Below are 12,403 nucleotides of genomic sequence, written 5' to 3' on the forward strand. Positions count from 1 at the left end.
ATGAGCGTGGTCTCTGTCATCAACTACAAGGGCGGGGTCGGCAAGACCACACTGACGGCCAACATCGGCGCCGAGCTCGCCGCCCGCGGGCGCACGGTGCTGCTCATCGACCTCGATCCGCAGGCGAGCCTCACGTTCTCCTTCTACCGGCCCGCCGAGTTCGAGTCGCGGCCCACGATCCTGCCGTGGTTCGCCGGTTACCTCGCCACCCGCGTCGCCGAGCCGCTGCACAAGTACGTGGTGAGCCCCCGCGAGATCAACGCCGTGGTGCAGCCCCTGGGTGGCCGGCTGGACCTGCTCGCCGGTGACCTCGGGCTCATCGAGGTCGACCTCGACCTGGCCGCGGCGCTCGGCGGTGCCCGCCTGCGGGCCGGCAGCCCCCGCTACCTGCCGGTGCACCGGCTGCTCGCCGACGCCCTCACCGACCACGCGTTCGACGGGTACGACTCGATCCTCATCGACTGCGCACCCAACTTCAACATGGTCACCCGCACCGCCATGGTCGCCAGCGACCACGTCGTGGTCCCGGCCCGCCCCGACTACCTGTCGACCCGCGGCATCGACTACCTGCGGGCCCGCATGTCCCGGCTGGTCGAGGAGTACAACGCCGCCGCGCCCCACCCGATCAACCCGGAGATCGTCGGCGTCGTCTACACGATGGTCCAGTACACCGGCGCGGGCCCGCTCATCTCGCAGCGCACCTCGGTCAACGAGACCTCCCGCATCGAGATCCCCGTCTTCCGCCAGACCGTCCGCGACAACAAGACCGCCGTCACCGACGCCGGCGAGCGCAGCCTCCCCGTCGTCCTCGCCCCGCCCGGCACCGCCTCGATCGAGACCCTACGATACGAGTTCCAGCAGCTGACGAGCGAGTTCCTGGCGCGCACCCGGATCTGAGGAGCCTTCCGCGATGACCGACCCCGCCGACCTCGCCCACGACGTCCTGCTCAAGGTCGCGGCGTTCGTGAAGTCGCTGCCGGCCGCGCAGCTGGCGGACCTCGCCTCCGGCGCGGCGAAGCTCACCCTGGTGTCGAAGGCCGGCGCTCCCACCACCGCGTCGAGGCCCTTGTCCCGCCCCGTCGCCGAGATCGAGACCATGCTGTCGGAGATCGGCACCCGCGCCGCGGCCGTGCAGTACCTCAACGACGAACGCCTCACGGTGGCCCAGCTCCGCGAACTGGCCAAGGTCCTCGGCGTCGCCCTCCCCGGCAAGTCCACCAAGTCCGACATCACCACGAGAATCGTGGACTCGGTCGTCGGCCGGCGCCTGGACGCCTCGGCCATCGACCGCCTGGCCGGCCGCTGACCATTCGCACCGGGCCGGCCACCCCGACCGGGTGAGTCGGTCAGTCGCGGCGGTGGCGGCCGGTGGGGCGGGGGCGGTCGGCGCGGGTGTCGAGGAGGGCGGCGGTGCGGTGGAGGACCTCGTCCCACATGGAGGTGGGGGTGTTGCCGGTGATGAGGGTGGCCAGGTCCTCGGCGAGGCGGTCCAGCTGGGTCATGTCGACGGTCGGGTCGGGGTCGGGTTCGATGACGGCGCGCTGGCGGGGGATGCGGGCGGTGACGTCGGGGCCGGGCTCGACGGGGAGGGGGTCGCCGGAGCAGACGATGTCGAGGTAGCGGATCGTGCGGGTGAGGGCGACGAACAGCAGCCGGTGGCCGCGGTCGTCCTCGGCGACGATCTCCTCCGGTTCGACGACGATGACGGCGTCGAACTCGAGGCCCTTGGCCTCCTGGGGGCTGACGAGGTTGATCGGGTGGTCCAGCTCGCCCTGGTCGGCGCGGCCCCACTGCAGGTCGTTGGCGTGCAGGGCGAACTCGAGCTCGGACCGGCAGGCGGCGGGGCAGACGATGCCGACGAAGCGGCCGCCGAGGGCGTGGTCCTTGGCGACGAGGGCGGCGCGGCCCGCGCGTTCGGCGGGCTCGACGACGTGGATGCCGGGGTCGGCGGGGCCTTCGCGGACGGCGCGGGTCGGCTCGACGTCGGGGGCGGCGACCGGTAGCAGCTCGGCGGCGAGCTCGTAGACCTGGCGCGGGACCCGGTAGCCGTACCGGAGCCCGACGACGACCTGGGGCAGGACGGCCGGCAGGTGCTCGGTGACCTCCTCCCAGTGGTCGCGGGCCCAGGCGCCGGTGGACTGGGCGAGGTCGCCGACGACGGTGAGGGAGCCGGTCGGGCAGCGGCGGGCGACGGCGCGCAGCTGCATCGGGGAGAGGTCCTGCGCCTCGTCGACGACGACGTGGCGGTACCGCCGCTGCACGCCGTTGAGGAGGTCCTCCAGCTCGTCGAGCAGCGGCAGGTCGGCGTTGCTCCAGATCTGTTCGGAGAGTTTGTCGGCGCCGCGGCGGTGCAGCAGCGCCAGCTCGTCGGCGGTGAACTCGTCGCCGGCGGCGCCCGCGAGCCTGGCGCGGGAGCCGAGGAGGGTGCGCAGGAACGCGGCGGCGCTCTGCAGGGGCCAGAGGCGTTCGAGGAGGTTCTCGACCGGGCCGAGGCGCTCCGGGTCGGTGGGGCCGCCGCGGGCGCGGACGAGGTCGGCGAGCTGCGCCCGGAGTCGCTGGCGGCGTTGCGCGTACGGGCCGCCGGCCTGCCGGGCGGACGCGACCGCGGCGGCGACCTCGACGCCGGAGAGGGTGAGGAACGTGCCGTCGAAGAGCATCCGCTCCGCGGGCTCGGGGGTGCCGACCCGGTTCTCCAGGGCCCGCGCGAGCAGCCGGGCCATCCTCGCCTCACCCTTGATCCGCCGGGTCTGCGCGGGTTCCGGCCGTCCACGTTGTACGGGCGGCGCCAGCTGGTCGATGTCGAGCTGCACCACGTCGGCGTCGCCGAGGCTCGGCAGGACGGTGCGGATGTAGCGGGTGAAGGCGGGGTGCGGGCCGACGACGAGCACGTCCTGGGGGCGCAGGCGGTCGCGGTGGTTGTACAGCAGCCACGACACGCGGTGCAGCGCGACGGCGGTCTTGCCGGTGCCCGGGCCGCCCTCGATGACGAGCAGCTGGTCCAGGGGTGAGCGGATCAGCCGCGACTGGGCGCCCTGGATGGTGGCGACGATGTCGGTCATCGTGCCGGTGCGGCCCCGGTCGAGCTCGGCCAGCAGCGCGTCGTCGGGCCCCGCCTCCGCGAGGGCGGCGACGGCCGTCGCGAGCTGGGCGAAGACGACGTCGTCGAAGTCGCGGATCCGGTTGCCCTCGCAGTGGAACGTGCGTTTGCGCCGCAGGCCGCGCGGGTCCTCGTGGGTCGACTCGTAGTACAGGGCGCCGATCGGGGTCTGCCAGTTGACGACGAGCACCTGCCGCTGGTCGTCGAAGACGGTCTCGCGGCCGATGTAGAACGTGTCGTCGACGCCCGAGCGGCCGGGCGGGTCGGCGGGCAGGCAGTCGATCCGGCCGAACGCGACCTGCTCCTCCGGTGGGGCGATCGCCTCCTTGCGGCTGCGGCGGAAGACCGCGAGCCGGCGGCCGGCGCCCGCGTTGGCGGCCGCGTCGAGGACCTCGCCGAGCTCCGCCCGGGCGCGTTCGCGGTGCTTGCGGGCGAGGTCGAAGTGCTGCTGCTCCATGGCGATCTCGGTGGCCAGCTCAGCCGGCTTGGACTCCACGGCCCGCCTCTCGCACGATCTTGACCACGCTACGTGATCTCCAGATTACCCGGTGACAAGGACCTCGGTCGATCCCCCGTTTCGTGGGCAGATCGGCGGGTAGCGCCCGGCCGTGCTGATCAGAGCGGCGTTCCTCGCCCTGCTGCTGTCGTTGCTCGGGGCCGCATACGTCTCGGTGGAGCCCGCCTACGGCGCCAGCGGCATCAAGGCCGAACGCGGGCATCTCGTCGAGGCGAACGGGGAACGGCTCGTGCTGCGCGGGGTGAACCACGGGTACTACTTCGGCAAGGGTCCGAAGTCGGTGTTCGCCGACATCAAGGCGGCCGGGGCCAACTCGGTGCGGGTCGCGCTGTCCAGCGGCACCGGGTTCCCCGCGACCACCCCCGCCGAGGTCGCCGGGATCATCGGGCAGTGCCGGGCGAACCGGCTGATCTGCGTGCTCGACGTGCACGACACGATGGGGTACGGCACGGAGCCCGGCGCGGCGACCATCGCCCAGGCCGTCGACTACTGGCTGACCCTGCGCAAGGTGCTGCTGCGGCAGGAGTCGTACGTCATCATCAACGTCGCCAACGAGCCCTCCGGCCACGCGGTGAACATGGACTGGATCGGCGACACGAAGCGGGCGATCCAGCGGCTGCGCGGCGCCGGCCTGCTGCACGCGATCATGGTCGACGCGCCGAACTGGGGCAACGACTCGTTCCACGTCATGTACGACCACGCGGCGGAGGTGTTCGCCGCCGACCCGGAGCACAACACGGTCTTCGACGTGCACATGTACGGGCCGTTCAACACCCCGGACAAGGTCTCCGGCTACCTCGACACGTTCGTGCGGCAGCGGCTGCCGATCGTCGTCGGGGAGTTCTCCTCGATGCACCAGTACGGCGACCCGGACGAGGACGCGATCATGGCGTACTGCCAGCTGCACGACCTCGGGTACCTCGGCTGGGCGTGGAGCGGCAACAGCGCCGAGTACCACTATCTGGACATGGTCGAGGCGTTCAGCCCGGCCCGCCGGACCGCCTGGGGGAAGCGCCTCATCGACGGACCGGACGGCCTGCGGCGGACCTCCCGGGAGGCCGGGATCTACGGCGGCTTCTGGTTGGCGGCCAGACGATGAAAAGCTGTGCGGGTGACGAACCAGGAGCCGCCGGCAGGGCGTGACACCCGCCGAAGCCTCGAGGCGAGCGTGCGCTCGATCGAGCGGGCCGCCGGCGCCCTCGCCACCGCGAGCGTGGCGCGGATGGACGAGACGCTGCCCTGGTTCCGGGACCTCCCCGCCGACCAGCGGGCGTGGGTGATGCTGGTCGCGCAGGCCGGCGTCCGGTCCCTGGTCGACTGGCTGCGCAACCGGCAGGAGGGCGGGACGCTGCCGCCCGACAGCTCCGACGAGTTCTTCGACGCGGCCCCGCGCGCCCTGGCCCGCTCGATCAACCTCGGCCAGACCGTCCAGCTGATCCGGGTCACGATCGAGGTCGTCGAGGAGCAGCTGCCGCTCCTGGCCGCCGAGGGTGAGGAGGCCGGGATCCGCGAGGCGGTGCTGCACTACAGCCGGGAGGTCGCGTTCGGCGCCGCCCGGGTGTACGCGCGGGCCGCGGAGACCCGCGGCGCCTGGGACGCGCGGCTGCAGGCGCTGCTCGTCGACGCGCTGCTGCGCGGCGACTCCTCCGACGTCCTCGCCAGCCGGGCGGCGGCACTGGGCTGGGCGGACGCGCCGCCGGTCGCGGTCGCGGTCGGCCGGTCCCCGGGCGGGGAGGCGACCGCGGTGCTGCACACCGTCTACCGGGCGGCCCGCCGCATCGGGGTCGAGATCCTCGGCGGCGTGCACGGCGACCGCCTCGTCGTGGTCCTCGGCGGCGCACCCGACCCGATCGCGGCGACCGAGCGGCTCCTCGTCGGGTTCGGCGAAGGCCCGGTCGTGGTGGGGCCGGCGGTGCCGTCGCTGGACGAGGCGACCGAGTCGGCCAGGGCCGCCCTGGCGGGGTTCCGGGCCGCGCCCGCGTGGCCGGCCGCGCCCCGCCCCGTCGCCGCCGCGGACCTGCTGCCGGAGCGGGCCCTCGCCGGCGACGCGGAGGCGCGGCGGATCCTGCGGCAGGACATCTACGGCGCGCTCGTGCGGGCCGGCGGCGAGCTCCTGGAGACCCTGGACGCGTTCTACGCCGGCGGCGGCGTCCTCGAAAGCGCCGCGCGCGGGCTGTTCGTGCACCCGAACACGGTCCGGTACCGGCTGCGCCGCATCGGCGAGGTCACCGGGTTCGTCCCGCTCGTGCCACGTGACGCGTTCGCCCTGCGGATCGCGCTGACGATCGGCAGACTGGATCCGTTCGCACCCGCACCCTCGAGTCCGCCGTCCCAGTGATGCACGGGCAGCTGTGACCCAGTCGCGTGACGCACGTCGCAGCCCCACGTGACGCACGTCGCAGGGCAGGTGAACAGAGCGTTGCGGTGGGTGACGGCGTGGATCTGTTGGGGCAACACCACGCAAACTCTTGTAGGGTTCCTACAAACGACCTGGTTCACTTTGGTGTGTCGCGCTACCCGCGCGATTGACGGAAATCCGGAAAAGTCATAGACGTGCTCGCCGTACTCGCCCCAGGGCAAGGCTCCCAGAAACCCGGCTTCCTGACACCGTGGCTCGCGCTGCCCGGCGCCGAGGCCCGCCTGCGCTGGTGGTCCGTCCTCGCGGGCGTCGACCTGGTCCACCTCGGCACGGAGGCCGACGCGGACGAGATCAAGGACACCGCGAAGACCCAGCCCCTGCTCGTCGCCGCGGCACTGCTCGCCGCGGAGCAGCTGCCGATGTACGACACCACGATCGTCGCCGGGCACAGCGTCGGCGAGCTCGCCGCCGCGGCACTGGCCGGGGTGCTCAGCCCCGAGACCGCCGTCACCCTCGCCGCCGTCCGCGGCCGGGAGATGGCCGCCGCGTGCGCGCTGGAGCCGACTGGCATGAGCGCGGTCCTCGGCGGCGACCCCGACGAGGTCATCGCCGCCATCGATGCCGCCGGCCTGTACCCGGCCAACCGCAACGGCGCCGGCCAGGTCGTCGCCGCCGGTTCCCTCGCCGGCCTGGAGAAGCTCGCCGCCGCGCCACCCGCCCGCACGCGGATCATCACGCTGCAGGTCGCCGGCGCGTTCCACACCCCCTACATGGCACCGGCCGAGGAGGCACTCGCCGCGATCGCGGCCGGCGTCCCCACCGCCGCCCCGGCGAAGCTGCTGCTGTCCAACCGGGACGGTGCCGTCGTCGAGCACGGCCCGAGCATGCTGCAGCGCCTCGTCAAGCAGGTGACCGCGCCGGTGCGCTGGGACCTGTGCATGACCGCCCTCGCCGACCTCGGCGTCACCGCCGTGATCGAGCTGGCCCCCGCCGGCACCCTCGCCGGGCTCGTCAAACGGACCATCAAGGGCATCGAGATCGTCACCGTCCACACGCCCGACGACCTGACCGCCGCCCGTGACGTGATCACCCGCCACGGCAGCGCGCCGGTCCTCGAGCCGCACCCGCAGGGCAACGTGGTCCTGGCGACGGCGGCAGGCACGTTCACCCCCGCCGAGGACCTGACCGAGGGCGCCGAGGTCGGCGACGGGCAGCGCATCGGCACGGTGCAGACCCCGCAGGGCCCGGTCGACGTCACCACCCACGGCGCCGGTGTGCTCGCCGAATGGCTCGTCACCCTCGACGACCCGGTCGCGCCCGGCCAGCCGCTCGCTCGCATTGGAGACCAGCTATGAACCAGCCGACCGGGTCGAAGATCCTCGCGTTCGGGCACTACCAGCCGTCGCAGGTGGTCACCAACGACGACCTGTCCAAGGTGATCGAGACCAACGACGCGTGGATCCGCGACCGGGTCGGCATCGCCGAGCGCCGCGTCGCCGGCGCGGAGACCGTCGCCGACATGGCGACCGCCGCCGCCGGGAAGGCCCTCGCCGCGTCCGGGCTCACCGCCGCCGACATCGACCAGGTGATCGTCGCGACCTGTAGCTCGGTCGACCGCTGCCCCAACGTGGCGACCCGGGTCGCGGCGAAGCTCGGCATCCTGGCGCCCGCCGCGTACGACCTGAACACCGCCTGCTCGGGCTTCTGCTACGGCCTCGCCGGCGCCGACCACGCGATCCGCGCCGGGGCCAGCCGCAACACCCTCGTCATCGGCGCGGAGAAGCTCTCCGACGTCGTCGACTGGACTGACCGCACGACCGCCGTGCTCTTCGGCGACGGCGCCGGCGCCGCGGTCGTCACCGCCACCTACGGCGACGAGCCGACGGGCGTCGGACCGGTCGTGTGGGGCTCCGCGCCCGAGAAGGGCGACGTGCTGAAGATCGAGGGCTGGCGCCCCTACATCAAGCAGGAGGGCCAGTCGGTCTTCCGGTGGGCGACCACGGCCATCGCCCCGTATGCGCAGGCCGCCCTCGACCGGGCGGGCGTGCAGGGCAAGGACATCGCCGCGTTCGTCGCGCACCAGGCCAACACCCGGATCATCGACGGCATCGTCAAGCGGCTCGACCTGCCCAACGCGATCATCATCAAGGACCTCGTCGAGTCCGGCAACACGTCGGCGGCGAGCATCCCCCTCGCGCTGTCGAAAGCCATCGAGCGGCGTGAGGTACCCTCCGGCGCGCCGGTGCTGCTGTTCGGCTTCGGCGGCGGCCTGACGTACGCGGGCCAGGTCGTCCGCTGCCCCTGAGGCACGCCAGCTTTTGTTTCGCCAGCGTTCGACTTCAGGTCGGTGCTGCGTCAACCCAAGGAAGGAAAGCTCTATGTCCACCCGTGAAGAGATCGCCGGCGGTCTCGCCGAAATCCTCGAAGAGGTCGCCGGGGTCAACCCCGACGACGTCGCCGAGGACAAGTCGTTCACCGACGACCTGGACGTCGACTCGCTGTCGATGGTCGAGGTCGTGGTGGCGGCGGAGGAGAAGTTCGGCGTGAAGATCCCGGATGACGAGGTGCCGAACCTCAAGACCGTCGGTGACGCCGTGTCGTACATCGTGAAGTCGCAGGCCTGAGAGCCGTTTGCCGCGGTCTCGGGTCGTGGACGGTCACCCCGGACCTGCCCGAGACCGCGTCAAGAAGGTCAGCCCTCATGTGGGTCAGCCAGAGAGGTGTAGTGCTGTGAGTGTTGAGGTCGTCGTCACCGGACTCGGGGCCACCACGCCCCTGGGCGGGGATGTCGCATCCACCTGGGACGCCATGCTCGCCGGGAAGTCGGGCGTGTCGGCGCTGACCGAGGACTGGGCCGCGCAGCTGACCGTGCGGATCGCCGCGCAGCTGGCCGTGGAGCCCAGCACGGTCATCGACCGGGTGCAGGCCCGCCGCCTGGACCGGTCCGAGATGACCGCGATCATCGCCGCCCGCGAGGCATGGGCCGACGCCGGCGCCCCCGAGGTCGACAAGCTGCGGCTCGCCGTCAGCGTCGGCTCCGGCATCGGCGGCGCGCAGACCCTGCTCGCCCAGGACGACATCCTGGAGGCCAGCGGGCCGCGCAAGGTGTCGCCGCACACCGTCCCGATGCTCATGCCCAACGGCCCCGCCGCCTGGGTCGGCCTGGAGCTCGGCGCGCAGGCCGGCGTGCACTGCGTCGCCAGCGCCTGCGCCACCGGCGCCGAGGCCATCGCGCACGGCCTGGACCTGATCCGCCTCGGCCGCGCCGACGTCGTGGTCGCCGGCGGCACCGAGGCAGTGATCCACCCGCTGCCGATGGCCGGGTTCGCCTCGATGCGCGCCATGTCGATCCGCAACGACGAGCCCGAGCGCGCGTCCCGCCCGTGGGACAAGGGCCGCGACGGGTTCGTGCTCGGCGAGGGCGCCGGCGTCATCGTCCTGGAGCGCGCCGACCACGCCCGCGCCCGCGGCGCCCGCATCTACGCCCGGCTCGCCGGCTCGGGGCTCACCTCCGACGGCTACGACATCGTCCAGCCGCACCCGGAGGGCGACGGCGCCGTCCGCGCCATCGACTTCGCGCTCCGCGACGCCGGCATCGCCAAGTCCGACGTCGTCCACGTCAACGCGCACGCCACCTCGACGCCCGTCGGCGACCTGGCGGAGATCAAGGCGCTGCACCGGGCGCTCGGCGACCACCCGCTGCTCACGTCCACCAAGTCGATGACCGGGCACCTGCTCGGCGCGGCCGGCGCGGTCGAGTCGATCGCGACGATCCTCGCGATCTACCACGGGGTGGTCCCGCCGACCATCAACCTCGACGACCCCGACGAGGGCCTCGACCTGGAGGTGGCCGCGCACAAGGCCCGCCACCTGGACATCCCGGCGGCGCTGAACAACTCGTTCGGCTTCGGCGGCCACAACGCGGCGCTGGTCTTCGCCCGCGCCTGAGGTTTCGCCTGATCGGACCGGGGGCCTGCGGGCCTCCGGTCCTTTCTCGTCTCCCGGCTCAGGGGTCAGTTCGGAATGAGCCGGCGGAGGCAGATGACTGAGCAGGCCAGGCTGACGAATGCTTGGTGGATGTCAGCTCGGCGTTCGGTTCGCAGCCTGAGCTTCTTGAACGCGCGCAGCCAGGCGGTGGTGCATTCGACGGGCCAGCGGTGTGTACCGAGGCCGGATCACCGCCAAGGGGATACCGGCGGCGTCGGTGATCAGGTGGTGTCTGCTGCCCAGCTTGCCCCGGTCGACCGGGCTGGGACCGGCGAGGTCCCCCCTTCGAGTGCCCGCAGATGCGACGAGTCGACGATCGCCGCGGAAAGATCCAGGCGGCCGGCAGCGCGCAGCTCGGCCAGGATTCGGTCGTGCGACTTTGCCAGACCCCGGCCTCGTGCCACTCCTTCAACCGCCGCCAGTACGTGGCACCCGACGCGCCGAACGCCGCCGTCGGCAACTCGTTCCACGACACACCGGTCCGAGCAACGAATTCGCCAGCTTCGCCCGTACAGGTGCCGCATCACGCGCACCAACGGCTCTCCCCGGATATGTCCGCTGCGCGAATATATCCGAAATTTCGGGTATGTCGGGAGCGCCCGATCGGGCACGGCGCAGCGGGCACCGCGTCAGCTGCAGGCGCTCGCCGGCAGGCCCTGCACCGGCACCGGTGAGCGGCCCGGGGCCTTCGCCTTGCCGACCAGGACGTCGGCGAGGGCCAGCATGGACGCCTGCGTCGAGGAGTAGGTCGCGACCAGGGTCCCCTTCGCCGAGCGCAGCACGTACGGGGTGTCCACCGCCACCGTCACCGCCGCTGACGAGGACAGGTCGGAGGTGCCTTTGCCGTACCCGAGCAGCCGGACCTCCGAGCCGCCCTGCTTCACCACCGTCGCGCCCGCCGCGGTCAGCGCCGCCTCCAGCCAGCCGCGGGCCGTCTCGCTGCCGGCGCTGGTGACCCGGACCGGGCCGGTGACGAGCGCACCCGTGCAGGGGCCGCGCAGGACCGTGACGGCCGCGGCGGCGCTCGCCCGGGCGGCCGCCTTGCCGGCGTCGCCGTCGACGACGGACGCCTCGGGGCGCGGCACCGCGGCGAGCCGGAACTTGAGCGTCAGGATGCGGGTCGCGGCCTCGGTGAGGCGCTGCTTCGTGATCCGGCCGGAGCGCACCGCGTCGAGGAGGCCCTTGTACGCCTCCGTCAGCTTCGGCGGCATCAACAGGATGTCGTTGCCGGCCAGGAAGGCCCGGACCGCGGCCTCACCCGGCCCCCACTGCTCAGCGGGCTCCATGTTCAGCGCATCGGTGACCACGACCCCGGTGTAGCCGAGCTTCGTCCGCAGCAGGTCGATGAGCACCTTGCTGGAGAAGGACGCCGGTACACCCGGATCCACCGACTTGACGTCCAGGTGTCCCGACATGACGAGCCCGACATCGGCCTGCGCCGCGGCCACGAACGGCGGCAGGTCACCGGACTCCAGCGCCCCGGCGCTCTGGCCGAGGACGGGCAGGCTGCTGTGGCTGTCGACGGTGGTGTGGCCGTGCCCCGGGAAGTGCTTCACCGTCGCGGCGACACCCGCCGCCTGCAGGCCCTTGACCGCGGCGGACACGTGGGCGGCGACGAGCTTCGGGTCGCTGCCGAACGACCTGGACCCGATCACCCCGCCCGGCTGCGTGCCGAGCACGTCGGCGTCGGGGGCGAAGTCGAGGTTGATCCCGATGGCGGCGAGCTCGGTGCCCGCGGCCTTCCACGCCGCCTCCGTCAGCGCCGGGTCGCCGCCCGCGCCGAGGGCGAGGGCGCTGGGCAGCTGCACCATGCCCTCACGGATGCGGGTGACCTGGCCGTACTCCTGATCCGTGCCGATGAGCAGCGGGATCTTCGCGGGCAGGCTGAGCGCGGCGGTCTGCAGGCCGGCGGTGAGCTTCGTGACCTGCGCCGGCGACTCGACGTTGGTGGTCTTGTTGGTGCCGGCGGTCGGGTCGTCGGCGCTGCTGGACACCAGGATGATCCCGCCGAGGTGGTACTTCTTGACGATCTCAGCCGGGGTCGCGGCGCCCGCGTACGCCTTGTTGGCCGACACCGAGCCGGACGACACCTTGTCGGCGTTGTTGCCGTAGGCGTACGGCATCAGCAGCTGCCCGACCAGCTCCTCGTCGGACAGCTTGGCCACCAGGTCAGCGGCCTGCTTCGCCGGGTCGCCGCCCGGCTTGACCGCCGAGTCCTGCGCCGTGGCGGACGGCGCCGGCGAGCCCGGTTTCCCGTCGGAGCACCCGCTCACGAGGACGGCGACCGCCGTCATGGGCACGAGCAGGCGGGACATGGATTCCAGACGCGGCACCGTGCCACTCAACCATGCACGTGCAACTCACGCTGTCTGCATCTTCACCCGACCCGGGTCGTTCTTCAGATCACCCGGGTCTCGTCTCGCCGGTGCCGCTCTCAGCTCGC

At 72.5% G+C, this 12,403-nt stretch carries 10 protein-coding genes and 1 pseudogene; 8 read left to right on the forward strand and 3 right to left on the reverse strand.

Going from position 1 to position 12,403, the window contains the following annotated elements; genetic code table 11:
- Both AB0J72_RS08795 and AB0J72_RS08800 read left to right on the forward strand, forming a co-directional pair.
- On the forward strand, window positions 1–897 hold the full coding sequence (locus tag AB0J72_RS08795; RefSeq protein WP_363396403.1) for a ParA family protein: 897 nt from the start codon (window positions 1–3) through the stop codon (window positions 895–897).
- A 13-nt stretch (window positions 898–910) separates the two neighbouring features.
- Window positions 911–1,306 carry a hypothetical protein gene (locus AB0J72_RS08800; protein WP_363396406.1) on the forward strand — a complete coding sequence of 132 codons (396 nt, stop codon included), beginning with the start codon at window positions 911–913 and terminating at the stop codon, window positions 1,304–1,306.
- Between the two features lie 40 nt (window positions 1,307–1,346).
- Here AB0J72_RS08800 and AB0J72_RS08805 read toward each other — a convergent pair whose 3' ends face one another.
- Window positions 1,347–3,593, reverse strand: coding sequence for a UvrD-helicase domain-containing protein (locus AB0J72_RS08805; protein WP_363396409.1), 2,247 nt, complete (start codon window positions 3,591–3,593; stop codon window positions 1,347–1,349).
- A 112-nt stretch (window positions 3,594–3,705) separates the two neighbouring features.
- On the opposite strand from AB0J72_RS08805, the gene AB0J72_RS08810 reads away from it, so the two are divergent.
- The 6 genes from AB0J72_RS08810 to fabF all read left to right on the forward strand — a co-directional run bounded on the left by AB0J72_RS08810 (window position 3,706) and on the right by fabF (window position 9,921).
- Window positions 3,706–4,713: a cellulase family glycosylhydrolase gene (locus tag AB0J72_RS08810; protein ID WP_363396412.1), complete on the forward strand. Its 1,008-nt coding sequence runs from the start codon at window positions 3,706–3,708 to the stop codon at window positions 4,711–4,713.
- A 12-nt stretch (window positions 4,714–4,725) separates the two neighbouring features.
- Window positions 4,726–5,952 carry a helix-turn-helix domain-containing protein gene (locus tag AB0J72_RS08815; RefSeq protein ID WP_363396415.1) on the forward strand — a complete coding sequence of 409 codons (1,227 nt, stop codon included), beginning with the start codon at window positions 4,726–4,728 and terminating at the stop codon, window positions 5,950–5,952.
- Between the two features lie 215 nt (window positions 5,953–6,167).
- Complete coding sequence (locus AB0J72_RS08820; protein ID WP_363396417.1) at window positions 6,168–7,328, forward strand: acyltransferase domain-containing protein; 1,161 nt, start codon at window positions 6,168–6,170, stop codon at window positions 7,326–7,328.
- Complete coding sequence (locus AB0J72_RS08825) at window positions 7,325–8,278, forward strand: beta-ketoacyl-ACP synthase III (RefSeq protein ID WP_363396420.1); 954 nt, start codon at window positions 7,325–7,327, stop codon at window positions 8,276–8,278. Before AB0J72_RS08820 ends, AB0J72_RS08825 begins: the two co-directional genes overlap by 4 nt.
- A 73-nt stretch (window positions 8,279–8,351) precedes the next feature.
- A complete protein-coding gene (locus AB0J72_RS08830; RefSeq protein ID WP_033362432.1) occupies window positions 8,352–8,597 on the forward strand; it encodes an acyl carrier protein in 246 nt (81 codons plus the stop codon).
- A 106-nt stretch (window positions 8,598–8,703) separates the two neighbouring features.
- The gene (fabF, locus tag AB0J72_RS08835) at window positions 8,704–9,921 is read left to right on the forward strand and encodes a beta-ketoacyl-ACP synthase II (RefSeq protein WP_360558724.1); all 1,218 of its coding nucleotides are present in this window, start codon (window positions 8,704–8,706) and stop codon (window positions 9,919–9,921) included.
- 65 nt (window positions 9,922–9,986) lie between these two features.
- Here the strand turns inward: fabF and AB0J72_RS08840 are convergent.
- Window positions 9,987–10,453: pseudogene (locus AB0J72_RS08840) on the reverse strand (transposase); the annotation flags it as partial.
- A gap of 136 nt (window positions 10,454–10,589) precedes the next feature.
- Window positions 10,590–12,275, reverse strand: a complete 1,686-nt coding sequence (locus AB0J72_RS08845; protein ID WP_363397104.1) for a glycoside hydrolase family 3 N-terminal domain-containing protein — start codon at window positions 12,273–12,275, stop codon at window positions 10,590–10,592.
- Window positions 12,276–12,403: the final 128 nt, after the last annotated feature.

It is taken from the genome of Dactylosporangium sp. NPDC049742, assembly GCF_040674675.1.
Lineage (GTDB): Bacteria > Actinomycetota > Actinomycetes > Mycobacteriales > Micromonosporaceae > Dactylosporangium > Dactylosporangium maewongense.

Excerpts from the sequence above, each read along its gene's own strand:
- AB0J72_RS08830 (WP_033362432.1), top strand. The coding sequence starts at position 8,352 with ATGTCCACCCGTGAAGAGATCGCCGGCGGTCTCGCCGAAATCCTCGAA.
- AB0J72_RS08795 (WP_363396403.1), top strand. The coding sequence starts at position 1 with ATGAGCGTGGTCTCTGTCATCAACTACAAGGGCGGGGTCGGCAAGACC.
- AB0J72_RS08825 (WP_363396420.1), top strand. The coding sequence starts at position 7,325 with ATGAACCAGCCGACCGGGTCGAAGATCCTCGCGTTCGGGCACTACCAG.
- AB0J72_RS08800 (WP_363396406.1), top strand. The coding sequence starts at position 911 with ATGACCGACCCCGCCGACCTCGCCCACGACGTCCTGCTCAAGGTCGCG.
- AB0J72_RS08845 (WP_363397104.1), bottom strand. The coding sequence starts at position 12,275 with ATGTCCCGCCTGCTCGTGCCCATGACGGCGGTCGCCGTCCTCGTGAGC.